24 protein-coding genes are annotated in these 25,434 nt (G+C 66.3%); 13 read left to right on the top strand and 11 right to left on the bottom strand.

Annotation, left to right across the window (positions count from 1 at the left end):
• Positions 1-40: 40 nt before the first annotated feature.
• Positions 41-742 carry a membrane protein YczE gene (gene yczE, locus E8P82_RS08920; protein ID WP_246021144.1) on the top strand — a complete coding sequence of 234 codons (702 nt, stop codon included), beginning with the start codon at positions 41-43 and terminating at the stop codon, positions 740-742.
• A gap of 19 nt (positions 743-761) precedes the next feature.
• Here the strand turns inward: yczE and E8P82_RS08915 are convergent, their stop codons facing one another.
• The gene (locus tag E8P82_RS08915; protein WP_168796531.1) at positions 762-2,015 is read right to left on the bottom strand and encodes a phospholipase D-like domain-containing protein; all 1,254 of its coding nucleotides are present in this window, start codon (positions 2,013-2,015) and stop codon (positions 762-764) included.
• Between the two features lie 239 nt (positions 2,016-2,254).
• Here E8P82_RS08915 and E8P82_RS08910 point away from each other — a divergent pair, with 239 nt between their 5' ends.
• Complete coding sequence (locus E8P82_RS08910; RefSeq protein WP_136454137.1) at positions 2,255-2,941, top strand: LmeA family phospholipid-binding protein; 687 nt, start codon at positions 2,255-2,257, stop codon at positions 2,939-2,941.
• Positions 2,942-3,062: 121 nt separating this feature from the next.
• Here E8P82_RS08910 and E8P82_RS08905 read toward each other — a convergent pair whose 3' ends face one another.
• The gene (locus E8P82_RS08905) at positions 3,063-3,596 is read right to left on the bottom strand and encodes a hypothetical protein (protein ID WP_136454136.1); all 534 of its coding nucleotides are present in this window, start codon (positions 3,594-3,596) and stop codon (positions 3,063-3,065) included.
• Between the two features lie 556 nt (positions 3,597-4,152).
• Between E8P82_RS08905 and E8P82_RS08900 the strand changes: the two genes are divergently transcribed.
• Both E8P82_RS08900 and E8P82_RS08895 read left to right on the top strand, forming a co-directional pair.
• Positions 4,153-4,950 carry a TIGR04086 family membrane protein gene (locus tag E8P82_RS08900; protein ID WP_136454135.1) on the top strand — a complete coding sequence of 266 codons (798 nt, stop codon included), beginning with the start codon at positions 4,153-4,155 and terminating at the stop codon, positions 4,948-4,950.
• Between the two features lie 460 nt (positions 4,951-5,410).
• A complete protein-coding gene (locus E8P82_RS08895; RefSeq protein WP_136454134.1) occupies positions 5,411-5,881 on the top strand; it encodes a S24/S26 family peptidase in 471 nt (156 codons plus the stop codon).
• Between the two features lie 15 nt (positions 5,882-5,896).
• Here E8P82_RS08895 and E8P82_RS08890 read toward each other — a convergent pair whose 3' ends face one another.
• The 4 genes from E8P82_RS08890 to E8P82_RS08875 all read right to left on the bottom strand — a co-directional run bounded on the left by E8P82_RS08890 (position 5,897) and on the right by E8P82_RS08875 (position 9,051).
• Positions 5,897-6,193, bottom strand: coding sequence for a helicase associated domain-containing protein (locus tag E8P82_RS08890; protein ID WP_136454133.1), 297 nt, complete (start codon positions 6,191-6,193; stop codon positions 5,897-5,899).
• Positions 6,194-6,387: 194 nt separating this feature from the next.
• Positions 6,388-6,978, bottom strand: a complete 591-nt coding sequence (locus tag E8P82_RS08885) for a nitroreductase family protein (RefSeq protein WP_136454132.1) — start codon at positions 6,976-6,978, stop codon at positions 6,388-6,390.
• A 43-nt stretch (positions 6,979-7,021) separates the two neighbouring features.
• Complete coding sequence (locus E8P82_RS08880) at positions 7,022-7,414, bottom strand: hypothetical protein (protein ID WP_136454131.1); 393 nt, start codon at positions 7,412-7,414, stop codon at positions 7,022-7,024.
• 32 nt (positions 7,415-7,446) lie between these two features.
• Positions 7,447-9,051, bottom strand: coding sequence for an SLC13 family permease (locus E8P82_RS08875; protein ID WP_136454130.1), 1,605 nt, complete (start codon positions 9,049-9,051; stop codon positions 7,447-7,449).
• Between the two features lie 117 nt (positions 9,052-9,168).
• On the opposite strand from E8P82_RS08875, the gene E8P82_RS08870 reads away from it, so the two are divergent.
• The 3 genes from E8P82_RS08870 to E8P82_RS08860 are packed head-to-tail and all read left to right on the top strand — an operon-like array spanning position 9,169 to position 11,317.
• Positions 9,169-9,648 (top strand): fluoride efflux transporter FluC, encoded by a 480-nt coding sequence (locus E8P82_RS08870; protein WP_136454129.1) that lies wholly within the window; start codon positions 9,169-9,171, stop codon positions 9,646-9,648.
• A complete protein-coding gene (locus tag E8P82_RS08865) occupies positions 9,645-10,031 on the top strand; it encodes a fluoride efflux transporter FluC (RefSeq protein ID WP_136454128.1) in 387 nt (128 codons plus the stop codon). Before E8P82_RS08870 ends, E8P82_RS08865 begins: the two co-directional genes overlap by 4 nt.
• A 53-nt stretch (positions 10,032-10,084) precedes the next feature.
• Positions 10,085-11,317: an MFS transporter gene (locus E8P82_RS08860; protein ID WP_136454127.1), complete on the top strand. Its 1,233-nt coding sequence runs from the start codon at positions 10,085-10,087 to the stop codon at positions 11,315-11,317.
• Between the two features lie 54 nt (positions 11,318-11,371).
• On the opposite strand, the gene E8P82_RS08855 is transcribed toward E8P82_RS08860, so the two are convergent.
• The 5 genes from E8P82_RS08855 to E8P82_RS08835 form a co-directional block, all read right to left on the bottom strand.
• The gene (locus E8P82_RS08855) at positions 11,372-12,217 is read right to left on the bottom strand and encodes an IclR family transcriptional regulator (protein WP_136454126.1); all 846 of its coding nucleotides are present in this window, start codon (positions 12,215-12,217) and stop codon (positions 11,372-11,374) included.
• A gap of 31 nt (positions 12,218-12,248) precedes the next feature.
• Positions 12,249-12,908 (bottom strand): GntR family transcriptional regulator, encoded by a 660-nt coding sequence (locus E8P82_RS08850; RefSeq protein WP_136454125.1) that lies wholly within the window; start codon positions 12,906-12,908, stop codon positions 12,249-12,251.
• Between the two features lie 155 nt (positions 12,909-13,063).
• Positions 13,064-14,320, bottom strand: coding sequence for an aminopeptidase P family protein (locus E8P82_RS08845; RefSeq protein ID WP_136454124.1), 1,257 nt, complete (start codon positions 14,318-14,320; stop codon positions 13,064-13,066).
• Positions 14,321-14,432: 112 nt separating this feature from the next.
• Positions 14,433-15,293, bottom strand: a complete 861-nt coding sequence (locus E8P82_RS08840) for a creatininase (protein WP_211096840.1) — start codon at positions 15,291-15,293, stop codon at positions 14,433-14,435.
• A gap of 55 nt (positions 15,294-15,348) precedes the next feature.
• Positions 15,349-17,118, bottom strand: coding sequence for a BCCT family transporter (locus E8P82_RS08835; protein WP_246021143.1), 1,770 nt, complete (start codon positions 17,116-17,118; stop codon positions 15,349-15,351).
• Positions 17,119-17,414: 296 nt separating this feature from the next.
• Here E8P82_RS08835 and glyA point away from each other — a divergent pair, with 296 nt between their 5' ends.
• From glyA to E8P82_RS08805, 6 genes are read left to right on the top strand one after another with little or no spacing between them, the layout of a single operon-like run.
• Entirely contained in the window at positions 17,415-18,821 is a 1,407-nt protein-coding gene (glyA, locus tag E8P82_RS08830; RefSeq protein WP_425456015.1) for a serine hydroxymethyltransferase, read from the top strand.
• 4 nt (positions 18,822-18,825) lie between these two features.
• Positions 18,826-20,043, top strand: a complete 1,218-nt coding sequence (locus E8P82_RS08825) for a sarcosine oxidase subunit beta family protein (protein WP_136454123.1) — start codon at positions 18,826-18,828, stop codon at positions 20,041-20,043.
• Positions 20,044-20,079: 36 nt separating this feature from the next.
• On the top strand, positions 20,080-20,493 hold the full coding sequence (locus tag E8P82_RS08820) for a sarcosine oxidase subunit delta (RefSeq protein WP_136454122.1): 414 nt from the start codon (positions 20,080-20,082) through the stop codon (positions 20,491-20,493).
• On the top strand, positions 20,490-23,432 hold the full coding sequence (locus tag E8P82_RS08815) for a 2Fe-2S iron-sulfur cluster-binding protein (protein WP_136454121.1): 2,943 nt from the start codon (positions 20,490-20,492) through the stop codon (positions 23,430-23,432). The genes E8P82_RS08820 and E8P82_RS08815 overlap by 4 nt, the downstream gene beginning before the upstream one ends.
• Positions 23,425-24,060, top strand: coding sequence for a sarcosine oxidase subunit gamma (locus E8P82_RS08810; RefSeq protein WP_136454120.1), 636 nt, complete (start codon positions 23,425-23,427; stop codon positions 24,058-24,060). Before E8P82_RS08815 ends, E8P82_RS08810 begins: the two co-directional genes overlap by 8 nt.
• Positions 24,061-25,434, top strand: a complete 1,374-nt coding sequence (locus tag E8P82_RS08805; RefSeq protein ID WP_136454119.1) for an L-serine ammonia-lyase — start codon at positions 24,061-24,063, stop codon at positions 25,432-25,434. It abuts the gene before it with no gap.

Raw genomic sequence — 25,434 nt, 5'->3', positions numbered from 1 at the left:
GCATCTTGATGAAAGGCCAATTGAACGTTCTACTGGGATCATGACGTTCCTCGGCGCGTGGCGCGGATTCCAGCTGCTCATCGGCCTGTTCCTCTACGGGTTCTCCCTCGCCATGATGATCAGGGCTACCCTCGGGGTGGCGCCGTGGGACGTTCTCGGCCAGGGCGGTGCGCTGCAGACCGGTATCCCGTTCGGTTTCATGACCAACATCATCGGGGTGATCGTGCTCCTTCTCTGGATACCGCTGAGGCAACGGCCAGGAATCGGGACCGTCCTGAACGTCCTGCTGGTAGGCCCCAGCGCAGAGGCAGGACTCGCGCTCATGGGGGAGCCTGACCAGCTGTGGGCCAGGATCCTGCTGTTCTCGGCCGGCCTGGTCCTGCTGGCGATCGCCAGTGGCCTCTACATCGGTGCCCGGCTGGGCCCCGGACCGCGCGACGGGCTCATGACGGGGCTCCACGACCGCTTGGGCTGGCCCATCTGGGCCGTCCGCACCCTCATCGAGGGGACGGTACTGCTGCTCGGCTGGCTGCTCGGAGGCACCGTCGGTCTCGGAACCGTCGCCTTCGCCCTGCTGATCGGACCGATGATCAATCTCGCGCTGCCGGTGTTCCGTATACCGGAGGGCCCGCGCAGGTCAGCTACAGCCGCCGCCGGCGCCGTCGCTGGCACTGATGCCGTCGTCGTCGAACCTCGCACCACCGCCGCCGACGGCGTACCCGCGCACGGGACCGCCGACTGAAGGGGCCCGGCGCGGGCGCTCAGAGGTAGGGCCGCAGGGGGATCAGGACGGTTTCGGCCACGCGTGCCGCAGGGTGACGCCTGCGCCACTCGTCGGCGTCGACCACGCGGCAGTTCGCGCTGTCGGCCAGGAAAATGCGCTCCATGTCGGCGGCGAAACCCTCGTCGAGGATCTCCAGGTCCACCTCGTAGTTGAACTCCAGGCTCAGGCGGTCGATGTTCGCAGTGCCGACGATGGACCACTGCCCGTCGATGCTGGCCGTCTTGGCGTGGATCATCGCGTTGCGGTACAGCAGGATGGTGATGTTCTCCCTCAGGAGCGTGGTGTAGAAACCGCGGGACAGCCAGTCCGTCAGGATGTGGTTCGAGACCTCCGGGATGATCACGCGCACGTCCACGCCGCGGCGCGCCGCATCGATGAGGGCATTGAGGACCTGCTGGTCGGGGATGAAGTAGGCCGTGGTGAGGTGGATGTACGTCCGGGCGCGGCTGATGGCGTCCAGGTAGGCGCTGCGGATCGGGAAGACACGATTGACCGGGATGTTGTTGATCGCCCGGACGGGAGGATTCCACGACGTCGGATTCAGCGGTGAGAGCTCGGGGTGCTGCGTGGCGAGGCTGTTCCAGACCTGGGCGAAGGAGTGCCCCAGCTCGAACGCTGTCGGCCCCTCCAGCCGCAGGTGTGTGTCACGCCATTCGGTCGCGTAGAGGGACCCGATGTTGTAGCCACCCACGAAGCCCACGCCCTCGTCGACGACGAGCAGCTTGCGGTGGGTCAGCCCTGTTGCCCGGCGCGGACTGAGCAGCAGGGACGGAGCGAACGCTGGGAAGCGGAGGACCCGCACATCGGGATGGAACCGGTAGAAGGAGCGCGGCACCACCAGATTGCCGAACTGGTCGTAGATGACGTAGACCTCGACGCCGCGGGCTGCTGCGTTGTTCAGGGCATCCCGGATCTGTCGACCGACCTCGTCGCTCTTCCAGAGGTAGGTCTCCAGCAGGATGCGGGTCCGGGCGCCGTCGATCGCTGCGAGCATGTCCCGGTACAGGTCGGCCCCGTAGGTATAGGTCGTGGTCTGCGTCTCATCCACGGTGCTGTGGAAGGTTCCCGGCCGGGGGAATCCCGACCGCAGGGCACGTCCCCTCTTCTTGACCGCATCCGTGATCAGCAGGACGGCGATCACCACGCCCTGCAGGAGGAGGAAACCTGCGGCAAGCGCTGTCGCTGTCCTGCGAATCGGGTGGAAGGCCGTACTGCGCGTGAACCACGTCATCCTCGGAGCTTACTCAATGGCACACAAGCGTGGTCAGCTCAGCTGGGCGAGGACACGGCATGCCGGGTCTGCTAGGCGAAGCCGCTCATCACCGCGAGCCAGTTCCTCGTCGACGGAGGCATTGCCGGGGCCTATGTCACACCACTGTGACACCTGCACCCTGACGCAACGCACGCAGCCCCGGGGCGCCGCTCGCGCGGGGAATCGCTCCGGCACCGACAATCCTTCAGACTGTGAGCATGACGTGGACACGTGCGAAGGACTGGCTCATCGGCGCGCTCGGCCTGTTGATCCTGCTGGTGGTGGCGCTGGTGATCTTCTGGTTCGTGATCAGCGAACCTGCCGGGAGAGATGGGTCGGGACCACTCCCGTCGGCGCGCGGTGATGGAACGCGGGACGACGAGCCGCCGGCCGACCTCGGGGAGGACGACGTCTGGTTGTCCGACGTCGTCCTGCAAGCGGGAACCCTCGTGAGCGCAGATGCCACGCTGCGGGACATCGACGCCGTCGGGCAGGGCGTCCTGACCGGGCCGGACGGCGTCGTCGCGACACGACTCGATCTCGATGCCACCGTGCCCTTCGATCTTGTCGCCGAGCAGCTCGGCAGCGGGTCGACGGTCCGGGCCGGCGACGACGGCGAGGCCGAGGTGATCCGGAACGTCGAGCTGCTGGGCCGTGAACTGCGTGTCGTCGCCTCCGGTACCGTGCAGGTCGAGGCCGGGCGGCTGGTCGTCGAACCACAGTCCATCGATGTCGGCGGGCCGGGATTCCTCTCCGACGCTCTTGCGGCTATCGCGCGAGGGGCCGTCACCATCGAGCAGGACGTCCAGGGCCTCCCGGACGGTCTCGTACTGCAGGACGTCAGCGTGCTCGACGACGGATTCCGCGCTACTTTCCTCGGCGAGGACGTCCTGCTCGATCAGTGACAGGGACAACCAGGCTCTCCTCGACGCAGCAACGCCCTACCGGTAGTGACCGGTAGGGCGTTGCTGTTGGCTAGGGAGGCGCCGACGACACTTCCACGGAAGCGTCGCCGATGCTGCCTCGCTAGTCCTCTTCGATGACCTCGCCGCTGGTGATGGAGACGTAGGGCTCCCCGATGAAGTCGGCGTAGAGCTCGTCGTCCAGGTCGATACCCAGCATCTCTTCCGCAGCCGCGACGTCGAAGTCCTGCATGACGGTTCCGGTCACCTGGACCACCTGACCCACGTCCACCGGGGGAATCTCTTCCTCCTCGACGATCAGCAGCGGATCGACAGCCGTGTTCGCGGTGCCGGCGATCACGAAGGTGTCGTCCGAAAGTGTCTCTGTGACTTCCGCGGAGACGGTGACTTCCTGGCCGGCGTAGGCATCGGCCCTGGCCTCGTCGTAGAAGTTCTGGTCATAGAGGCCGGAATAGCCTTCGCCAGCCATCGGCGTCTCAGCGGCCGGTGACGACGATGCGACATCGCCCTCCGAGATGTCCTCGACATCGACGCCCTCTTCGGGGCCCTCGGTGTTGCAGCCTGCAAGTGCCAGCCCCGCGACGGCGAACACTCCTGCCGTCATCAATCGGACGTTGTGTCCATTGCGTGTCTTCATGGCGATCCTCCTGGTCCATCGGTGGTCGCCGAGATCCTCGTTCTACAAAAATCCGGCGTAGTACCCTTCAACGGTAAGTGCACTGATGGTTCGGGAACAAGTTGAGCGCGAAGTTCACAGGCATCCTGCAGGCCAACGCAATGGGTTCGTTACCGAGCAAGAGCAACGGCAGGAGCAGTCCTACCTCGAGACCGTCAGCGCTGCATCCCCCCAGTAGGGCATGAATGCGATGACGCATGGAACTGTTTCCGCACCGATCGAGCCGTCACAGCATCTTTCTGCTCCCGTTGCCACCGGTGCCTCGCCGCCAGAAGATCTTTGACGTGCGAGGCTGTCATAGGGCAGGCTCGATACTCAGGGTACTTTCCATCTCCTGGATCCGTGGTGGCGGCGGAATGCGGGCTCCACGTGAGATCCAGCGAGATCTGGGAACGGATGACCTACTGCTTGTACCGTAGGTACTGAAGCAGCATCGATATCCGGTTCACCTTTCGCCTTCCTGGGCGAAGCCAAGCAGGCAAAGCAAACCAGGCAGATCAACTAATAGGAGACAAGAATGTCGACCAACAACAATCCCGGGCAGCCCGCGGGCGCTCGGGTTCCCAAGACGACGACGACCACCGACTACGACACCGGTAGCCACACTCCCGATGACCACCACGATTCGAAGCCGCCCGTGCGGCGGGATGTCGTGGGCGACAATCGTACGGGGGATGTGAGGAACATCTCCTGGGGCGCCGTCATCGCCGGCGTCGTCACCTTCCTGGCACTGACCATCCTGCTCTCCCTGATCACGGCAACCCTGGGACTGGGCCTTGCTGATCTGGACTCGAACAACCCAGGGGAAGGCGTCGGCATCGCTACAGGGATCTCCACGATCGTCACCCTGGCGATCGCACTGGCCGCCGCAGGATATGTCGCGGGTGTGCTGGCAGGTCGCGCAGGCCTCATCCACGGGTTCCTGACGTGGGCCACCTCGCTCGTCACCGCCCTGGTGCTGGCAGGCCTGCTCGCGAGCAACATCCTCGGAGCGGCAGGAAGCCTGCTCGGATCGGCGACGTCCACCGTCACGGACGCCGTCACGCAGAACCCCGAGACGGCCGCATCGGCCGTTCCGAGCATCGACCCTGACGCAGTACAGAACCAGGCCTCAGAGGCCGCGTCGGACGTCCAGGATGCCGTGGAGGACGCCGCTCCCCAGGCCGAGAACGTTGCTGAGAACGCTGCTACCGGCTCGCTGTGGGCCTTCTTCGGGCTGCTGATCGGGGCGGTCATCTCCTCGCTCACCGGACTCGCGGGCTCACGCTCGGTGGCCAAGACCCAGACGCGGGACCGCGAGGTCACCCGCGCCTGATCCAGGCCCCTGTTCGCCCGACCCCCTTGGCCGGGTCGACGTAGCAAACGAAGGTCCCGTCCGGGGTACACCCCGGACGGGACCTTTTTCGTGGACCCGAACCGAGCGGAATTCGCGACGTCGTTGCGGGTCGCGCCAGTATTTCCGCAGTTTTTCATCAGCTTCTGCGTGGAGACCTTCGGGCAGCGCAACGCGGAGTTACCGCATCACGTGGGAATTCAACGCTGGAGGCCTGGATGCGGCGCAGCTGAACGCACTGCAGGGCGCCCGCACCGGTATCGACCTGGTGTGGGAGATGCGGACCGATGAATGACGGGGCTCCGTCGGCGTCCTGGACCGAACCTGCGTGGCCTGCGCTGGTGTAGATGAACGAAAGGGTTCAGGTGCTTGCGTCAACCACCACTCGTCGGCACGCCGTCACCCGACCGAGTGGCACGGGACGGTGGTGCAGAGCGGATCCATGGAACCGCACATCAGTGCGGGTGATGATGTCGTTCTCGCCCAAGCACTCGAGCCCGACATGCCGGCCCCCGTCGGCGGTGTGGTGCAGTTCCTGGTCCCGCATGCCACCCCGGGCGAGGAGGAGACGACCTGGCTCCACAGGATTGTCGCAGCCAACGCGGATGGCACATTCGTCACCTCGGGAGACGCGAATCCCCAGGTGGACAGTGCGCCGCTGACACGGGAGCAGATCACGGGCCAGGGCAGGCTTCTCGTCCCGCTGATCGGACTGCCCGGTCTGTGGCTGGGCACCGGGAGGCTCTCACTGCTGGCGCTCTGGGCGGGGCTGACGTTTCTCGCCGCGATCGCTGTCATGGCAGTTCTCGTGGTGATCAGCGCATCGGTCCTGTCCGCCGCATCATTCACCGCGACCACCGCGAACCGTGCGAACAGCTTCACCGTAGCCACTCAGTGGGCGGATCCTCCGTGACGGTGTGCCGAGGATCTATGTCTCGTCCTCGCTGAAGAGTGTGTCGAGGAGCCGGACCTGCTCCGCCGTGAGCTCGTGCCCGTAGGCAGCGGCGAGCTGTCGGTGCCACCACCTGGCCAGCCGGTCCTCTCCGGGGTATACCGGTCGGATCCAGGTAGGAGTGCGTCCATGACGGGAGTGGAAGCGGTTCAGGTCGTCCAGAGTGCGTTTCCACGGACACTCCGTCCGATGCTGGGATTCCACCGTCCGATAGCTGGTGTGCTCGGAGCAGGTGGTGTGGTCGGGGTCGACGGGCGCGAGGGAATTGAGCACAAGAACGTGTCCTGTCTGCTGAGACCAGAAAATGGACAAGCTCGCTGCTGAACTTGATGCGGTCACCCCAGGACCGGCACGAACCACTATCGTAACCGGCGCATGCCACAGGTCCGCTCGTCATGTTCCTGCTCCCCCTGACTTGACAGCCCAGGTGCCGGCCCTTGGTCGGCGCTCGGAGGGATGGCCGCTGGTCAGTCGATCGAGTCCTCCTGCGGGAAGTGGCCGAGGAACTGACGCGGGTCCAGCGCCGGTCGGTTCGATCGGAGCAGGCGGGCACGGAAGGACTCGTCGATGGTACCCACATACAGCCAGCCCTTCAGCTCCTCATGGGCCGCCAGGCCATGCACTGAGCGAACCGCCGGGCTGTTCGTCAGCAGACCGGTGCGCCACATGACGCCCCACCCGGCCTGCCACAGTGCGAGCTCGAGCAGATGCGCCGCTCCTGCTGCGGTCGCGTGCTGCTCCCACGCCGGAACCTTCGGGTGCTCCTTCGGACTCGCAACAACAGCTATGAGTAGTTCTGCGCGGAAGGGCTTGCGGTTGTAGTCCCCCTCCTCGCGCACGACCCCGGCCGCCTCGTCCAGTGCTTCCCCGAGTCGCTTCCGATCACCGCCGCGCAGGACGATGAGCCGCCAGGGGCGTAGCGCCTTGTGATCCGCGACAGGAGTGACTGCCGCCAGGAGTTCGAGCAGTTCGGCGTCGGTGGGGGTCCCGGGACCCACCTTGGACACCGAGCGCCGGGTTGCCATCGCCTGGAGTACCGGGTCGGAGAAAAACCTCATACCTGCCATTGTCATCTGCTGCGTGCCACGGCTGCCCGGGCTCTCAGGCAGCGGCGATACCCAGCCACAGAAGCGCCTCGACGCGATCGGAGAAGTACCTGGTGGAGCTGGGGGAGCGGAGGGTGAAACTCGCGATGATCTCATCCACCGGCCCCGTTCCCACGACGGCGATCGGGGTCGGGTGTCTGTAGCGACCGATGCGTTCCCGGCCTTCCAGGCTGACACCCCGTAGGGATTGCATGTGGATCAGCATCGGCTTCGATCGCCAGCCGGCCACGGCATCCAGCCCGGACCGGAAGACACTCAGGTCCCTGTCGGTCACGTCGTGGTGTGCACTGAGGACGACTTCCAGCCACTGATGATGATCGAAGATCTCGCAGTGCTCGAGAACGTGCCGTACAGGCTCCGAGTGCTCTACTGTGCCCGCCGTCGTCATCGGTACCTCCGGTCCGTAGTGCGAGGCGAACCTCAGATGACCAGTCCGAGGGCGAACGGGCCGATCAGGACGGTGAACATGGTGATGAGGATGACGCCGACGATATTGAGGACAATACCGCCGCGCACCATTTCCGAGATCTTCACGTTGCCGGTCGCATACACGATGGCATTGGGCGGCGTCCCGACGGGAAGCATGAAGGCGCAGGTTGCCGCCAGTGCGGCGGGAATGAGGAGTGTCTGCGGGTCCAGGCCGATGCCGACCGCGACGCCGCCGAGGATCGGGATGAACGTGGCAGCGGTCGCCGTGTTGCTCGTGATCTCGGTCAGGAGCAGGACAATCGTGACGACGACGGCGAGCAGCAGGACGATCGGCAGTGCGCCGAGCCCGCTCACGCGCTCACCGAACCAGGCGTCGAGACCGGTGGCCGCCACGGCTCCGGCCAGCGAAAGGCCGCCACCGAACAGGAGGAGCACACCCCAGGGCAGTCCCTCCTCGGCGTCCTTCCAGATCAGCGTCATGCTACCGGCCCTGTCCGCGGGAAGCAGGAAGAGAACGATCCCTGCCCCGATGGCTATCACGGTGTCGTCGAACTCACCGAGCCAGGGAAGCGTCTCGCTGACCGCACCGATGTTGGAGACGAGTCCGGGAACGATCCAGAGGAACGCGGCGCTGCAGAAGACCACGAGGACGGTCTTCTCACCCTGGCTCATTCGCCCGAGCTTGCTGATCTCCGTGTCGATCAGTTCCTTGCCACCCGGGATCTCCTCGAGCGAGAACCTGAAAATGACACGCGTGATGAGCAGCCAGGCAAGCCCGATGAACACGATCACGATGGGAACGCCGAGCAGCATCCACTGGACGAAGCCGATGTCCTCCCCGAGTTCGGTACTGATATAGCCGGCGACGATGGCATTCGGGGGGCTACCGAGGAGGGTTCCGAGCCCGCCGATGGTTGCAGCCCATGCGACGGACAGGACGAGTGCAACACCGAAGACACGGATCTGCTTGTCGTCCACCACATTGCTGATGGCCTTGCCCGCAGCGAGATCAGCGCCGGTCTTCCCCTCCACGGCGTTGGCACCGCGGCTGTTCTCGACCACGAGCGTGAGCACACTGAGCGCGATGGGTAGCATCATCAGCGTCGTGGCCGTATTGGAGACCCACATGGACAGGAATGCGGTGGAGATCATCAGCCCGAGGATGATGCGCCGTGGGTGCGTCCCCACACGCCGGAGCGTGAGCAGTGCGATGCGCCGGTGAAGATTCCACTTCTGCATGGCGATGGCGATCAGGAAGCCACCGAGGAAGAGGAAGACGATCGGGTTGGCGTACGGTGCCGTGGCATCCGCGACCGGGATGGCAGTGAGCATCGGTAGCAGCACGATCGGCAGCAGGGAGGTGACCGACAGTGGCAGCGCCTCCGTCATCCACCAGACGGCCATGAGGGCCGCGATCGCCGCCACGACGCGTCCATCGGTGGACAGGTCGGAACCGCCCAGAAGGAAGTAGACGCCCAGCGCGACGACGACGCCGATCCCGCGCAGCAGCCACACCCTGCCGGCGGGACGAGCAGACCCGCCGTCCTCGAGGACCGCGTTCCCTCCGGCCGCCACTTCTCCGGACTGATGACTCATTGTTGCTCCTCCACGCCATTGTGCTCCGGATCACGATATTACCTTCCTGTTACCGGTTTGTGATCGCATCGGCATAGCGTTCTGGCGCGCCGCCGGCAGGCATGCAAATGTAGGTTGATGAGCGAGCCGCCGGACGTCCAGTCGACCGAGGGGGCGCCGGATTCCCGCAGGAGCGTCGATCTCCTCCTGGTGTTCATCGGCGGCACGGGCGGCACCGTTGCTCGCTTCGCCGTTGCCGAGCTGCTGCCCACGCCTACGGGTCTGCCACTGGGAATCCTGCTGATCAACCTCACGGGCGCCTTCCTGCTGGGCCTTCTCGTCGAGGCGCTCGTGCACCGGGGGCCGGACGAGGGACGGCGTCGGTCGGTACGGCTGCTGGTCGGCACCGGGTTCCTCGGTGGCTTCACCACGTACAGCGCTCTGGCGGTCGATTCCGTACTGCTGCTGGGAACCGGGCGCGTGCTCGAGGGCATCGGCTACCTGGTCGGCACGGTGGTCGTGGGTCTCGCAGCGAGCGCAGCAGGCATCGCCGTCGGTGGCCGTGCGCGGAGGCAGCCGGGGTCGACGGCCGGCTCATCGACGGGGACGGCGTCATGAGCCCGGCTCTGGTGCTCGTGCTCGGCGTGGCGGGTGGACTCGGATCGGTTGTGCGCTTCGTGCTCGACGACGCCGTCGGCTCCCGCGCGTCGAGCGAGCTCAACGTCGGCACCATCGCCGTCAACATCAGCGGCTCGTTCCTGCTCGGGATCGTCACCGGCTTCATTCTCATAGCTGCACTGCCGGCGCCATGGACGCTCGTGGCCGGCACGGGTTTCCTCGGTGGCTACACCACGTTCAGCACCGCGAGCACCGAGACCGTACGCCTCCTCCAGGCAGGTCGGGTCTCCGCGGCCCTGCTCTCCGGCGCGGGAACCGCTCTTGCTGCGCTCCTGACGGCCGGGCTCGGGCTGACGATCGGGCTGCTGCTCGCCCAGCTCTGACGGGCAGGAAGACAGGATGGTCGGCGCCGGAGTCGTACTACTACGCTGAAACCGTGCCGAAGGAACCGTTCGACCTCCGAGCGATCGCGGTGGGAGCCTACGGGCCATCGCTGCTGTACGGGGTCGCCACCGGCGCCATCCTCCCGGTGATCGCGCTCACCGCACGCGACCTCGGCGCGGACATCGCCACGGCAGCCCTGGTCGTCGCGCTCTCGGGGGTCGGATCCCTGCTCACCAACATCCCAGCTACCGTGCTCACCATCCGGTTCGGCGAGCGCCGGGCCCTCGTCGGGGCGGCTCTGTGGTTGTCCGCGGCGATGTTCCTCGCGCTTGCCGCGCCGAGCCTGCCGGTCTTCGCGGGCGCCGTCTTCATGGTCGGGATGGCAGGGGCGGTCTTCGGCCTCGCCCGGCAGAGCTATCTCACCGAGGCGGTTCCGCACCGGTTCCGTGCCCGGGCGCTGTCGACTCTCGGAGGCGTGACGCGGATCGGCGTGTTCGCGGGTCCGTTCCTGGCCGCAGTCGCGATGCGTGAGCTGGGGCTGCACGGCGCCTACTGGGTGGGAGCAGTGGCCGGCCTGGCTGCGGCAGCCCTCAGCCGGCGCGTCCCCGAACTCGGCATGCCGGGGCGAGCGGCGGCGTCGTCGCTCGGAGCAGTGCTGTCAGCTCCGGCCGCGCCCACCGTACGGTCTCTCTTGCGCTCTCATGCGCGTGTCTTCCTCACCGTCGGAGCAGGAGTGCTGCTCATCGCAGCCGTGCGGGCCACGCGGCAGGCAGTGCTGCCGCTCTGGGCGGAGAACATCGGCCTGGAAGGCTCGGCAACGGCGCTCATCTACGGCGTCTCCGGCGCCATCGACATGCTCGTCTTCTATCCGGCGGGCATGGTCATGGATGCCAGGGGGCGCCGCTGGGTTGCTGTGCCGTGCATGGTCATCATGGCCAGTGCGCTCATCCTCCTGCCGTTCGCCGCGGATGCCGTGGGCCTGCTGCTCGTGGCACTGCTCATCGGCCTGGGCAATGGCATCGGATCGGGCATCGTCATGACACTCGGAGCGGATTTCTCGCCGTCGCCCGGAAGGGCACGGTTCCTCGGAATCTGGCGCCTGCTCACGGACGTAGGAACTATGGGCGGACCGGCGCTGCTCTCGGTGGTCACCGCAGTGGCCACGCTCTCGGCGGGCATCTGGGCGACGGCGGTTCTCGGCTTCCTCGGTGCAGCCATCCTCTGGTACTGGATTCCGCGGGCAGCTCCGGCATCCGGCCGGTACGAGGCCACGGGAACCCGGTGAACGCCTGCTCCAGCCCTCATCAGCGTGCTGCCGTATGGCGCGGCGGCGACGCCGTCATCGGCCTCTTACGCGGTCGATCTCCGGATCGTCGATGTGCGGAGCGCCGGGGGCCTTGCCGCCCAGGCGTGCGGTGACCTGCTGCGCGGCAGCCGAACAGGCAGCTCCGAGATCCTGCAGCCGGTCAGGATCCACACGGAAGCGCGGTGCCGGGATCAGGACCGCTGCCACGAGGTGCCCGCGATGATCGTGGACCGGGGCCGCCACACCGACTTCGTCGGTCGAGGTCTCACCGTAGTTGCTCGCCCAGCCCCGGAGGCGGTTCTCCTCCAGGCGGAGTAGATAGGCATCGAGTGCGGTGTCGTCGAGCTCCGGATAGGTGATCGACCCGTTGCGCAGCAGGGACACGACGTCCTCCGTGGGTGCCGCCGACAGGAAGACCTGCACCGAGGCGCTCATGGCATCCTTGTATCTGGTTCCCAGGGGCGTGCTGTGCTTGATCTGATGGTGGCTCGGGATCTGCTCCACGCACATGGACTGGTCGTCGCTCCACACCATGAGCGCGCTCGTCTCTCCCGTCTGCTCGGCCAGTGCACGCAGCACGGGATGAGCCACCTGCCGTTCCTCCAGATCGGCCAGCAGCGGACCGGCGACAGCGATCAGGCCCAGCCCGAGGCGGAATCTGCGTGTCTCGGCGTCGCGTTCCACGAGGTGTTCCTGTTCGAAGGTCGCCAGGATCCTCGAGACCGTACTCTTGTGCAGCCCTACCCTGCTCGCGATCTCGGTCACTCCGAGAAGCGGCTCGTCCGCGGTGAAGGTGCGCAGCACTGCGATGGCGTTGATGATGACGGAGGCGCTTTTCGGCTCCCGGGCCGCGGCGTCGGACTGTTCTACTGAGGTCATGTGTGCTCCATCATCGCAAATGCGGGACGCCTCAGAGGACGGTTCGCACTGTCCGCTCGAAATGTGTGACATGGTTCGCGGCCAGGGCAGCGGCCTGCTCCGCGTCGCCGGCGAGGATGGCGCGAAGCAGGTCCACGTGCTCTGCGATATGCCCCGCGATGGAGGGCAGGCGATTCAGGACCAGGCACCAGATGCGGGTTGCCAGATTGTCCAGCCGGATCAGGGACTCCTCGAGGTGATGATTGCCGGCCGCGCGGTAGATCAGGCGGTGCACCTCGAGGTCGTACCTCATGAGCTCGTTCCGGTCCTGACCGATGTCCATCGACTTGATCGCCGACACGACCTCTTCCAGCTCGACACGGATGCCGGGATTGCCGTTCGACGCAGCCCTGCGCGCGGCCAATGGCTCCAGTACCTGGCGTACCTCCGAGATTGCGGCGAGATCGGTGATGTCCACGATCGTGGCGAAGGTCCCCCTGCGCGGGTAGGAAATGACCAGATGGTCCGTCTCGAGCCGTTTGAGCGCTTCGCGAAGGGGGGTCCTGCCGAACCCGAGTTCCGCAGCCACCCGGGCCTCGTTGATGGGTTCCCCCGGAGCGATGTCCAGCATGATCAGCCGGTCGCGCAGGATCCCGTATGCGCGCTCGGCCAGCGACACGTCCTCGCCCGTCATCGTGCTCGTACCGCTCATTGTCCCGTCACCGATAGTTGCGTCCCACTGGTCCGAGGCCTGAAGTCGTGACCACCGGTGGGCCTCAGCTTACCGTGTGGTGGAGCGGGTGCAGCCCGCTGGACGGGTGAGGGGGCCACGGCCTCCGATGCCGTGCCCCCTCACTCAGCCCGTGCTCAGGCGCCGACGATGTTGTGCTCGGGTCCGAACGGGAACTTCGTGATGTTCTCCGAGCCGTCCTCGCCGACAACCAGGATGTCGTGCTCACGGTACCCGCCTGCCCCGGGCTGGCCGTCGAGTACCGTGATCATCGGCTCCATCGAAACGACCATTCCCGGCTCCAGGACGGTGTCGATGTCCTCGCGCAGCTCCAGACCGGCCTCACGACCGTAGTAGTGGCTGAGCACGCCGAACGAGTGTCCGTAGCCGAACGTCCGGTTCGCCAGCAGCCCGTGACCGACGAAGATCTCGTTGAGCTCGGCCGCGATGTCCTTGCAGACTGCGCCGGGCTTGATGAGCTCCAGACCGCGCTTGTGGACCTCGACGTTGATGTTCCACAGCTCGAGCGACCGTGCGTCCGGCTCCCCGTAGAACAGGGTGCGCTCGAGGGCGGTGTAGTACCCGGAGGTCATCGGGAAGCAGTTCAGGGACAGGATGTCGTGCTCCTGGATCTTCCGGGTGGTCGCCCAGTTGTGTGCTCCGTCGGTGTTGATGCCCGACTGGAACCACACCCAGGTGTCACGGATCTCGGAGTCCGGGAAGGTCCGCGCGATCTCGTGCACCATGGCCTCGGTGCCGATGAGCGCCACCTCGTACTCGCTGATGCCACCGGTGATGGCGTTACGGATGGCTTCCCCGCCGAGGTCGCCGATCCGTGCGCCATGCTTGATGACCTCGATCTCCTCCGCTGACTTGATCATGCGCTGACGCATGGCTGCCTGGGCCACATCGACGAGGGTTGCATTCTCGAAAGCCGCCTGGATCTTGTTCCGGCTGTCCAGCGGCAGGGTGTCGTCCTCGACGCCGAGGCGGCGGACGTTCACCCCCCGGGTCCGCAGTGATTCCTGGATCGCGTGGATGTAGTTGTCGCGTCGCCAGTCCGTGTACACGAGGTTGTCGCCGAAGCTGCGTCGCCAGGGCATCCCGGCGTCGATGTTCGCCGTGATGGTCACGGTGTCGTCGGCCGTGACCACCATCGCGTACGAGCGCCCGAAATAGGTGAAGAGGAAGTCGGAGTAGTACTTGATCGAGTGGTAGCTGGTCAGGACCACGGCGTCCAGGTCCTTCTCGGACATGATGCGGCGGAGTCCACCCAGTCGCCGCTCGAACTCCGCGTCGGAGAAGGTGAGCGGGACCTTCTCGCCGTTGTGCAGGGTCTTGAGGCGCTCGAGTTTCGTGACGTCGGAGACGTTCTGGTCATCGGTGGTTGTCATGGGAGAGGCCCTTCCTGGGTTGTTCACATGAGGCGCAGGAGATGCGGCTCGGTGGTATGTTGCGTGAGCTGCAACACTGTTGTTTGGAGTATTGAACGTCACACGAGCAAAGTCAAGCCTTTTCCGTATGGTTCGACGTCTCGAGGCCGAACTCCACACGGATGTCGGTCGAGAGATCCTCCACGACCTGATCGAACAGGAGCCTGCCCTTGACGGCATCGGAGCCCGCCGGCGCTGACAGGCAGCCCGACTCGGGAGTGCGCTCAGGGACCACGGGCAGCCGATCGAAACGCGGAAGGTCTGCCGGTGGATGGTCCACAGCGCGATCCAGCCCGACCAGCGATGGCCTGAGGTGCAGCATGAGAGAAGTCTCGAGAACCCCACCGTGTTCGATGGCCCACCCCGGGAATCCGTCGGGGTAGACCTTCCGGAGCGTGTCGTCGGAAACGTAGTCCCAGTAGGACAGGAGGAGCACACTGCGATCATCCCCGCTCCTGATACCCAGCCCGTCGAGCGCAAGATCGATGCCCTCGTAGAGGAACTGGTAGTTCTCGAAGTGCCCGTTGACGAAGACGATCCGGCGGACACCCTGCCGGAACAGCGAAACGGTCACGCTGCGCGTCAGATGGATGAGCGCAGCAGCATCGAGGCTCGTGGTGCCGGGTAGATGATCTCCACCGCCCGACTTCTGCTGCGACTTGTAGCCGTAGGTGAATGGCTGGGCCACCAGCCCTCCTGTCCGCCGGGCCACCGAGCCGGCGATCGCGGTGGACAGGAAGGCATCGGTACCCATGGGCAGATGGGGTCCGTGCTGTTCCAGGGCCCCGACGGGAACCAGAACGGGCCCCGGATCGCGAGCCAGCCAGTCCCTGAAGGTGTGGGCGTCCATGTCGGCCAGCTGGACGCTGCCCTGGTCTGCTTCTGCTTCTGTTTCTGCTTCCGCGTGTATGGCGGGCCTCCTGGGGTGGGTCATGGGGCTGTGGGTGGGGTGCGCAGCGCCGCGGTACGGCGCTGCGCGCTGAGTGCAGCTAGTGCTCCGTGCGGTGCGCCACCGGCAGGCCGTCGGCGTCGAGCTGGTCGTCCTCCGGGCGGTACGCGGGGTCGTTGACCTCCTTCTCGAGCCTCTTGACCTCCTTGTTGCGCTTGCGTAGCCGCCGGATGAGATTGGCGATCATGAGCAGGATGACGAAGGAGAAGGGGAAGGCGCCGATGATGGTACCGGTCTGCACCGTGTCCACCACGGCCGTCCCGCCGATGGAGAGCAGGATCAGGGCCACGGCGGCGATACTGGCGACCAGGATGACCCTGAACCAGGGGCCCGACTTGTTCGGGGCGGAGACGAATTCCGCCAGTGCATAGGTGCCGGAATCGAGGCTCGTGACGTAGTAGGTCGCCACCAGGATGGTCGCGACGACCAGGAGCAGGCCGCCGACGACGGGGACCATGCCGAGCATCGCGAACAATCCGCTCGAGGTATCGGCGGCGACGTCCTCCGAGATGGAGCGGTTCGTCTGGTCGTCGTAGTAGACGGCGGCCGAGCCGAGGATCCCGATCCAGATCATGACGATCAGCGAAGGGATGACGGTCACCCCGATCACGAATTCACGGATGGTCCTGCCGCGCGAGATCCGGGCGATGAAGCCGGCGACGAAGGGCGAGAAGGCGATGACCCAGCACCAGATGAAGACCGTCCACCAGCCGTTCCAGCTGTCCTGCCAGCTCTCGATCGGAGCTGCCGATGCGGGCGCGTCCGTCCAGAAGCTCATCGGGATGAAGTTGTAGAAGAACGAGCCGAAGGTCTCCGAGATGTTGGAGATGATGTAGATGGTCGGTCCGAAGACGAAGACGGCAGCCATCAGGACGATGCTCAGGATGGAATTCGCCTCACTGATCCGCTTCATTCCCTTGTTGACACCGAGGAAGGCGGAGATGGCCGTCAGGCCTCCCAGGCCGACGATGACGGCGATCCACAGCCCGGGACCGGCTGCGAGGCCGGTGAAGGACGACAGGCCGGAGGTGAACTGCAGGGCGGCGAAGCCGAACGACGTCGCCAGCCCCAGCACCGTCGCGATGATCGCGAGCAGCTCGACGATCACGCCGGCGCCGCGCTGGGTCTTCTTCGGCAGGATGTCCACCGTGGCTTCCCTGAAGGTCAGGGTCTTCCCCAGGTTGTGGTGTGAATACGCCAGGCACACGGCCACGACGCAGTACATGGCCCAGGCCGTGAGGCCCCAGTGGAAGTAGGACCAGACGATCCCGCCTCCCGACGCATCGGCCTGCGGAGCGATGACCGGGCTCTCGTCCCGCAACATGATCGGCTCCGCCACGGACCAGAAGATCAGGCCGATGCCCTGACCACAGGCGAACAGCATGGAGTACCAGGCGAAATTACCGTGCTCCGGCTTGGCCCGGGGTCCGCCGAGCCGGACCTTGCCGACGCGGCTGAAGGCCAGCCAGGCACACACGGCGAGGGCGATGAGCGAGTAGATGACGAACAGCCAGGTGAATCCGGAGGTGACGAAGGTGCGCAGCTCGCTGATCACATTCGCGGCTCCATCAGGATTGACGGTCACGGCGATGACGAGACCGATGATGAGCAGGGGAGGAAGGATCTTGATGATCGCCCGGTCGACCGGGGGGATCAGACGCCCGCGGAAGCGCGGCAGATCGACCGTGCGCGGTGGCCTCGCGCCGTCGCCTTGCTCGGCCTTCGTCGACATCGACGTGCTGCCGCCGGTGGCAGCACCATTGTTCGGCGTCGCCGCTCGGGCGGAATCCGATCGGTCATGGATGGACATGCCAGCATCCCTTTCATTGGGCGGCCGCACGTCGTCGGCTGCGGAGATTGCGCTCGATCAGAACCGGGATCGACGCGGGTCGGATGTTGCGGCTATTGCAACGTTGTTTCACAGATCGTACAGTGGTGGGGATCACAGTCAAGGGGCAACTGCCGGATCTCGCACGAACGCTTCCGCTCTGCTCCGAGGTGGCGGTCGGGCAGTTCGCAGGAGATCCGTTGACGAAGCGGGACTTCCGCCCTACAGTGAATCGCAACTGATATATCAGTTGTCGACGGAAAGGACAGGTGCGCTCGATGACGCAGAGAACAATGGACCACACTGACGGCCCCGGAACGACGGAGGCAGACAGGGCAGCGGCGTCGCAGGGCGCCCATGAGCAGATCGCCTCGGCCTCGTTGACTGCCGATCTCGCCCGGCTGGACCCCGAGGTCGCCGAACGCATCGACGCGGAGCTCGGCCGCCAGCGCGAGGGGCTCGAGATGATCGCCTCGGAGAACCACACGGCGCAGGCGATCATGCAGGCCCAGGGATCGGTCCTGACGAACAAGTACGCGGAGGGCTACCCCGGACGCCGGTACTACGGCGGCTGCGAGCACGTCGACGTCATCGAGCAACTGGCCATAGACCGGGTGAAGGATCTCTTCGGTGCCGGCTTCGCCAACGTCCAGCCCCACTCCGGGGCACAGGCCAACGCCTCCGTGATGCACGCTCTGATCAGGCCGGGTGACACCATCCTCGGCCTCAACCTGGCCCACGGCGGTCACCTGACCCACGGCATGAAGATCAATTTCTCGGGCCGACTCTACGATGTCGCCGCGTACGGGGTGGACCCGGAGTCGTATCTCGTCGACATGGCAGAGGTCGAGCGGCTGGCACTGGAGCACCAGCCGAAGCTGATCATCGCCGGGTGGTCCGCCTATCCCCGCCGGCTGGACTTCGCGGAGTTCCGGCGCATCGCGGATCTGGTCGGTGCCTATCTCATGGTGGACATGGCACACTTCGCGGGTCTCGTCGCCGCCGGACTGCACCCCTCGCCGATGCCGCACGCCCACGTGGTGACCTCGACGACGCACAAGACGCTCGCAGGTCCACGCGGCGGGATCATCCTGTCCAACGACGCCGACATCGCGAAGAAGATCAACTCCGCCGTTTTCCCGGGCCAGCAGGGCGGACCGCTGGAGCACGTCATAGCGGGCAAGGCCGTCGCCTTCAGGATCGCTGCGACCGACGAGTTCCGGGAGCGGCAGGAGCGCACCCTCGAAGGAGCGCGCATCCTGGCCGAACGGCTGGGGCGCGAGGACGTCGCCGAGCGCGGTATCAGTGTCCTGACCGGAGGCACCGACGTGCACCTGGTGCTCGTGGACCTGCGGAACTCCGAGCTGGACGGGCAGCAGGGAGAGGATCTACTCGCCTCGATCGACATCACCGTGAACCGCAACGCGGTTCCGTTCGACCCGCGTCCGCCGATGGTCACCTCGGGCCTGCGCATCGGCACGCCGGCCCTCGCGACGCGCGGTTTCGGCACGGAGGCCTTCGCGGAGGTCGCGGACATCATCGCCCTGACCCTCGTGGCCGGAACGCAGCAGGGACCGGCCGACGCCGCCGTCCTCGACGACCTGCGGGACCGTGTCCTCGCCCTGGCCCAGGAACACCCGCTGTACCCCGACCTCGCGCCACTCTCAACACCGATCGGAGCCTAAGACCATGGCCGACAAGCTTCCGGAGCACCCGGACTTCCTCTGGCACAACCCGGACCCCAAGCCCTCCTACGATGCGATCATCGTCGGTGGTGGCGGTCATGGCCTGGCCACCGCGTACTTCCTGGCGAAGAACCACGGGATGACGAACATCGCCGTCCTGGAGAAGGGCTGGCTCGCCGGCGGGAACATGGCGCGCAACACCACGATCATCCGCTCGAACTACCTGTGGGACGAAAGTGCCGCGATGTACGAGCATTCGCTGAAGCTCTGGGAGGCCCTGCCCGAGGAGCTGGAGTACGACTTCCTCTTCAGCCAGCGCGGTGTCATGAACCTGGCACACACCCTCGGCGACGTGCGGGAGAGCATGCGCCGGGTGGGCGCGAACCAGCTCAACGGGGTCGACGCCGAATGGCTGGATCCGGAGCAGGTCAAGGAACTGTGTCCCATCCTGAACATCAGCGACAACATCAGGTACCCGGTCATGGGCGCCACGTACCAGCCCCGTGCCGGTATCGCCAAGCATGACCACGTTGCCTGGGCCTTCGCGCGCAAGTGCGACGAAATGGGCGTCGACATCATCCAGAACTGCGAGGTCACCGGCTTCGTCAAGGACGGCAACAGGGTGACCGGCGTCAGGACCAATCGCGGGACCATCAACACCGAGAAGGTGGGACTCTGCGCGGCCGGCCACAGCTCGGTGCTGGCGGAGATGGCGGGCTTCCGGCTCCCCATCCAGTCCCACCCCCTCCAGGCCCTGGTCTCGGAACTGCACGAGCCGGTGCACCCCACCGTGGTCATGTCCAACCACGTGCACGTCTACGTGTCCCAGGCCCACAAGGGCGAGCTCGTCATGGGCGCCGGCGTGGATGCCTACAACGGCTACGGCCAGCGTGGTTCCTTCCACGTGATCGAGCACCAGATGGCGGCCGCCGTCGAGCTGTTCCCCATCTTCGCCCGGGCACACGTGCTCCGGACCTGGGGCGGCGTCGTGGACACCACCCTGGATGCGTCGCCGATCGTGGGAACCACCCCGGTGGAGAACATGTTCGTGAACTGTGGCTGGGGTACGGGTGGCTTCAAGGGCACCCCGTCCGCGGGCTACACGTTCGCCCACACCATCGCCACCGGGACACCGCACGAGCTCAACGCGCCGTTCGCGCTGGAACGCTTCGAGACCGGCGCCCTGATCGACGAACACGGCGCCGCCGCCGTGGCCCACTAGCCCCCAGCGACCGCTGCACCCAGAAAGAAGAAGCACATGCTGCTGATTTCCTGCCCCAACTGTGGCGCCCGTGACGAGACCGAGTTCCACTACGGTGGACAGGCCCACGTGCCCTACCCGGAGAACCCGGACGAGCTGACCGACCGAGAATGGGCCGAGTTCCTGTTCTACCGCGACAACACCAGGGGCTCGTTCGCGGAGCGCTGGCTGCACAGCACAGGCTGCCGCCAGTGGTTCAACATGCTTCGCGACACCGTCACCTACGACATCCAGGCGGTGTACCCGATGGGTGCACCCCAGCCGACGGTCGATCCCGACCCGGATGACGAGTACGGCACGGCCAGCGTGGCAGCCGACAGCACCACCACCGGGTCCTCGGGCCCGAGTATCTCGGGTACCGACCTCGGTCCGGTCGACGCCTCCACCGCACCGAAGGGAGCAACGAAATGACGTCGCAGAACTCGCGTCTCGCCGACGGCGGACGCATCGATCGCACCATCTCCTGGCGCTTCACGGTCGACGGCGAGGAACTCACCGGTCATCCCGGGGACACCCTCACCTCGGCGATGCTGGCCAACGGCAGGAACGTCGCAGGCAGGTCGCTCTACGAGAACAGGCCACGCGGTATCCTCTCAGCCGGTGTGGAGGAGCCCAACGCCCTGGTGCGTGTCTCACCGCGTTTCCCCGGTGATGTCGCGGAATCCATGCTCCCGGCGACCATGGTCACCCTCGTGGACAACCTCAAGGTGGACCTGCTGAACGGCCGCGGGCGCCTGGACCCGGAGGAGGACCGCGCCGAGTACGACAAGAAGTACGTCCACACGGACATCCTGGTCATCGGCGGCGGGCCGGCAGGGCTCATGGCAGCACGGGAGGCCATGCGCTCGGGTGCGCGCGTCATGCTGCTCGACGACCAGGCGGAACTGGGCGGGTCCCTCCTCTCGGGTTCCACCGCACCCGAACTGACCGAGACCATCGAGGGCAAACCGGCGCTGGAGTGGGTGAACGACGTCGAGGCCGAACTGGTCTCCGGCGAGGAGTCCACGGTGCTCAATCGCACCACAGCCTTCGGAGCCTACGACGCCAACTACGTGATCGCCGTCCAGAACCGCACCGATCACCTCTCCAGCCCTGCCGCGCCCGGTGTGTCCAGGCAGCGCATCTGGCACATCCGCGCCCTGCAGGTCATCCTTGCGCCCGGCGCCCACGAGCGCCCGCTGGTGTTCGAGAACAACGATCGCCCGGGCATCATGCTGGCCTCCGCGGTCCGCACCTATCTCAACCGGTACGCCGTCGCGGCGGGCCGGCAGGTCGTCGTCAGCACCACCAACGACAGCGCCTACGCGCTCGTGGCCGATCTCCGGGCCGCAGGCATCGAGGTGGCCGCCGTCGTCGACGCCCGCCCCGAACTCTCGGCCGTGGCCCAGGATGCGGCAGCAGCAGGCACGCGGGTCATGAGCAGCAGCGCGGTGGCCGACACCACCGCCGACGACGACGGGGCACTTGCAGGTGTCACGGTCCGCGGCATCAACGACCACGGCGAGCTCACGGACAGCAGCGAGGAGATCCCCTGTGATCTGCTGGCCGTCTCCGGCGGCTGGAGCCCCGTGGTGCACCTGCATTCCCAGCGCCAGGGCAAACTGCGCTGGGACGACGAGCTGGCGGCCTTCGTGCCGAGCACCGTGGTCCCCGACCAGCAGTCCGTCGGTTCCGGCCGGGGCAGCTTCGCACTCGAGGACTGCCTCGTCGAGGGCCGTTCTGCAGGGACGGCCGCAGCCATCGCCGTCGGTTTCAGTGATGCGGAACAGCCCGGGGAGCTGCCCGAACCCGAGCCGGCGGCGCCGACGCGTCAGCTCTGGCTGGTCCCCGGTCAGACCGGGACGCCCGACGAGTGGTACCAGCACTTCGTCGACTTCCAGCGCGACCAGACCGTGGCCGACGTGCTGCGTTCGACCGGGGCCGGGATGCGGTCCGTGGAGCACATCAAGCGCTACACCTCGATCAGCACGGCGAACGACCAGGGCAAGACCTCCGGCGTGAACGCGATCGGCGTCATCGCCGCAGCGCTCCGCACGGCAGGAGAGGCTTCGCGGGGCATCGGTGACATCGGGACGACCACCTATCGTGCGCCGTTCACTCCCGTGGCCTTTGCGGCGCTCGCAGGTCGCCAGCGCGGCGAGTTGTTCGACCCTGCCCGCAAGACGTCCATCCAGCCGTGGCACGAGGCCCACGGCGCCCTGTTCGAGGACGTCGGACAGTGGAAGCGTCCCTGGTACTACCCGCAGGACGGCGAGGACATGGACGCGGCAGTGCTGCGCGAATGCGCCGCCACCCGCGACTCCGTGGGGTTCATGGACGCGACCACGCTGGGCAAGATCGAGATCCGGGGCAAGGACGCCGGCGAGTTCCTCAACCGGATCTACACCAACGCGTTCAAGAAGCTCAAGCCCGGCTCGGCCCGCTACGGCGTGATGTGCATGGCGGACGGCATGATCCTCGACGACGGCGTGACACTGCGCCTCGACGAGGACCGCTACTTCATGACCACGACCACCGGAGGAGCGGCGAGGATTCTCGACTGGCTCGAGGAATGGCTCCAGACCGAGTGGCCGGACCTGGACGTGCAGTGCACGTCGGTGACCGAACAGTGGACCACCATCGCCGTCGTCGGGCCGAAATCGCGGGCGGTGCTCGAGAAGGTGGCCCCGGAGCTCGCGGAGGACGGCGGGCTCGAAGCGGAGGCCTTCCCGTTCATGACGTTCCGCGAGACCACACTCGCCTCGGGCGTCCGGGCGAGGGTCTGCCGCATCTCCTTCTCCGGTGAGCTGGCGTACGAGATCAACGTGCCGTCCTGGTACGGGCTGAACACCTGGGAGTCGGTCGCCGCGGCCGGCGCCGAGTTCGGCATCACGCCGTACGGTACGGAGACCATGCACGTGCTGCGCGCCGAGAAGGGCTACCCGATCGTCGGCCAGGACACCGACGGAACCGTCACCCCGCAGGACGCGGGCATGGAATGGGTGGTCTCCAAGGTCAAGTCCTTCGTCGGCAAGCGCTCCTACGCCCGCGCGGATGCCCAGCGGGCGGACCGCAAGCATCTGGTGAGCGTACTGCCGGTCGACGGCAGCTACCGGTTGCCGGAGGGATCCCAGCTCGTGGAGAAGGACCGATCCATCGACCCCATCGAGGGCAAGGTCGAGATGGAGGGGTTCGTCACCTCCAGCTACCACAGTGCCGCGCTGGGCCGGTCCTTCGCCCTGGCGCTCATCAAGAACGGTCGCGAGCGCATCGGCGAGACCATGACTGCTGTGACCGGCGACCGGATCGTCGACGTCGTCGTCGCAGAAACCGTGCTATTCGACCCCGAAGGGACCCGCAAAGATGGCTAGGACAACAGCTCACGCAACACAGGACAACGATCTCTCCCGCAGAACCAGCCCGGCCGCCCCGCTCGCGGAGGCATTCGAGGCCGGCTCCGTCGCCGGTGTCGCCGAACTCCGCGAGGAGCCCTTCCTGACCATGGTCGGGCTGCGGGTGAAGCGCGGCACGGAGGTCGGTGAGCGTATCGCTGCCGTGACCGGGGGCCTTCCCGAGGGTTCGGGTGGTGTCAGCGGGAACGAGGGCACGTCGGTACTCTGGCTCGGTCCCACCGAATTTCTGGTCGTCGCGCCCATGGAAGCCCACGAGGCCCTCGGCGGGGATCTGATCCGGTCGCTGCTGGACGCCCTCGGGGACGGAGAGGGTCAGGTGGTGGATCTCTCCGCCAACCGCACCACCTTCGAACTGACGGGGTCCCGGGCCCGGGCCGTTCTGGAGAAGGGGTGTTCGCTCGATCTTCACCCCCGGGTCTTCGGCGTCGGAACGGCGTTCTCCACCGAGATCGGCCAGATCCCGGTGATCCTGTGGAAGACGGGCGAGGAGAGTTACCGCATCTTCCCGCGGGCCTCGTTCGCGGACTTTCTGGGCCGCTGGCTCCTGGACGCGATGCGCGAGTACGCCTCACCCGAGGTTCCCTGAATGGCACTGAGCGTCCTCGACCTCTTCTCCGTCGGTATCGGGCCGTCCTCCTCGCACACCGTGGGACCCATGCGTGCAGCGAAGCTGTTCGCGGATGGTCTCGAGGAGGACGGGGTCCTGGCTTCCACCACGCGGGTCCAGGCCGAGCTGTTCGGCTCGCTGGGCGCCACCGGTCGGGGTCATGGCTCCGACAAGGCGGTGGTGCTCGGCTTCAAGGGACTCGATCCCGAGACCGTGGACACGGCGGCTGCCGATGACCTCGTGGCCGCCGCTGCCCTCGACGCCGAACTGTGGGTGGGCGGCACACGGCGCGTGGACTTCAACTGGGACGAGGACGTGGTGCTGCACCGGCGCCAGGCACTGCCGGCCCATCCCAACGGGATGACCTTCCGCGCCCTGGACCACGCGGGCGACGTCCTCAGAGAACGCAGCTACTACTCGATCGGTGGTGGCTTCGTCGTGGACGGCGACGCAGATGCGGCCGATCGCGTGGTGGCCGATTCGACCGTCCTGCCCTACCCCTTCACGTCCGCCGATGAACTCCTGGAGATGTGCGAGCGTGAGGGGATGACCATTCCGGAAGTGATGCTCGCCAACGAACGCGTATGGCGGACCGAGGCCGAGTTGCGCGAGCAACTGCTCGGCCTCTGGGCCGTGATGCGCGAGTGCGTGGACAACGGGTGCGCCGCCGAGGGAATTCTTCCGGGAGGCCTGAAGGTCAAACGCCGGGCGCCGTCGTTGTTCCGGACCCTGAGTGCGGACCTCGAGATCAGTGATCCGCTGCGCGCCATGGAGTGGGTGAACCTGTTCGCGCTCGCCGTGAACGAGGAGAACGCGGCGGGCGGGCGGATCGTCACCGCACCGACCAACGGCGCGGCGGGGATCATCCCGGCGGTGCTGCACTACTACACGAAGTTCGTTCCGGGTGCCGACGACGACGGCGTGGTCCGGTTCCTGCTCACGGCTGCCGCGGTGGGCATCCTGTTCAAGCTCAACGCCTCGATCTCCGGAGCGGAGGTGGGCTGCCAGGGTGAGGTGGGTTCGGCCTGCTCCATGGCCGCTGCCGGCCTGTGCGAGGTGATCGGCGGAACACCGGCGCAGGTCGAGAACGCCGCAGAGGTGGGCATCGAACACAATCTGGGCCTGACCTGCGATCCCGTCGGCGGTCTGGTACAGATCCCGTGCATCGAGCGCAATGCGATCGCGAGCGTGAAGGCGATCAATGCGGCGCGGCTGGCCCTTCATGGCGACGGTAGTCATAAGGTGTCTCTGGACAAGGCGATCAAGACCATGAGGGAGACCGGAGCCGATATGAAGTCCAAGTACAAGGAGACCTCCAGGGGTGGCCTCGCCGTGAACGTCATTGAGTGCTGA

Origin of the sequence: Arthrobacter echini, from assembly GCF_004803505.1 — a bacterium.
GTDB lineage: Bacteria > Actinomycetota > Actinomycetes > Actinomycetales > Micrococcaceae > Arthrobacter_D > Arthrobacter_D echini.
This window is presented reverse-complemented; position numbering and strand designations above follow the sequence as displayed.

What these genes read in the sequence shown, in the direction of transcription:
- yczE (WP_246021144.1), top strand. Translation starts at nt 41, where the DNA reads ATGACGTTCCTCGGCGCGTGGCGCGGATTCCAGCTGCTCATCGGCCTG.
- E8P82_RS08915 (WP_168796531.1), bottom strand. Translation starts at nt 2,015, where the DNA reads ATGACGTGGTTCACGCGCAGTACGGCCTTCCACCCGATTCGCAGGACA.
- E8P82_RS08910 (WP_136454137.1), top strand. Translation starts at nt 2,255, where the DNA reads ATGACGTGGACACGTGCGAAGGACTGGCTCATCGGCGCGCTCGGCCTG.
- E8P82_RS08905 (WP_136454136.1), bottom strand. Translation starts at nt 3,596, where the DNA reads ATGAAGACACGCAATGGACACAACGTCCGATTGATGACGGCAGGAGTG.
- E8P82_RS08900 (WP_136454135.1), top strand. Translation starts at nt 4,153, where the DNA reads ATGTCGACCAACAACAATCCCGGGCAGCCCGCGGGCGCTCGGGTTCCC.
- E8P82_RS08895 (WP_136454134.1), top strand. Translation starts at nt 5,411, where the DNA reads ATGGAACCGCACATCAGTGCGGGTGATGATGTCGTTCTCGCCCAAGCA.
- E8P82_RS08885 (WP_136454132.1), bottom strand. Translation starts at nt 6,978, where the DNA reads ATGAGGTTTTTCTCCGACCCGGTACTCCAGGCGATGGCAACCCGGCGC.
- E8P82_RS08880 (WP_136454131.1), bottom strand. Translation starts at nt 7,414, where the DNA reads ATGACGACGGCGGGCACAGTAGAGCACTCGGAGCCTGTACGGCACGTT.
- E8P82_RS08875 (WP_136454130.1), bottom strand. Translation starts at nt 9,051, where the DNA reads ATGAGTCATCAGTCCGGAGAAGTGGCGGCCGGAGGGAACGCGGTCCTC.
- E8P82_RS08870 (WP_136454129.1), top strand. Translation starts at nt 9,169, where the DNA reads ATGAGCGAGCCGCCGGACGTCCAGTCGACCGAGGGGGCGCCGGATTCC.
- E8P82_RS08865 (WP_136454128.1), top strand. Translation starts at nt 9,645, where the DNA reads ATGAGCCCGGCTCTGGTGCTCGTGCTCGGCGTGGCGGGTGGACTCGGA.
- E8P82_RS08855 (WP_136454126.1), bottom strand. Translation starts at nt 12,217, where the DNA reads ATGACCTCAGTAGAACAGTCCGACGCCGCGGCCCGGGAGCCGAAAAGC.
- E8P82_RS08850 (WP_136454125.1), bottom strand. Translation starts at nt 12,908, where the DNA reads ATGAGCGGTACGAGCACGATGACGGGCGAGGACGTGTCGCTGGCCGAG.
- E8P82_RS08845 (WP_136454124.1), bottom strand. Translation starts at nt 14,320, where the DNA reads ATGACAACCACCGATGACCAGAACGTCTCCGACGTCACGAAACTCGAG.
- E8P82_RS08840 (WP_211096840.1), bottom strand. Translation starts at nt 15,293, where the DNA reads ATGACCCACCCCAGGAGGCCCGCCATACACGCGGAAGCAGAAACAGAA.
- E8P82_RS08835 (WP_246021143.1), bottom strand. Translation starts at nt 17,118, where the DNA reads ATGTCCATCCATGACCGATCGGATTCCGCCCGAGCGGCGACGCCGAAC.
- glyA (WP_425456015.1), top strand. Translation starts at nt 17,415, where the DNA reads ATGACGCAGAGAACAATGGACCACACTGACGGCCCCGGAACGACGGAG.
- E8P82_RS08825 (WP_136454123.1), top strand. Translation starts at nt 18,826, where the DNA reads ATGGCCGACAAGCTTCCGGAGCACCCGGACTTCCTCTGGCACAACCCG.
- E8P82_RS08820 (WP_136454122.1), top strand. Translation starts at nt 20,080, where the DNA reads ATGCTGCTGATTTCCTGCCCCAACTGTGGCGCCCGTGACGAGACCGAG.
- E8P82_RS08815 (WP_136454121.1), top strand. Translation starts at nt 20,490, where the DNA reads ATGACGTCGCAGAACTCGCGTCTCGCCGACGGCGGACGCATCGATCGC.
- E8P82_RS08810 (WP_136454120.1), top strand. Translation starts at nt 23,425, where the DNA reads ATGGCTAGGACAACAGCTCACGCAACACAGGACAACGATCTCTCCCGC.
- E8P82_RS08805 (WP_136454119.1), top strand. Translation starts at nt 24,061, where the DNA reads ATGGCACTGAGCGTCCTCGACCTCTTCTCCGTCGGTATCGGGCCGTCC.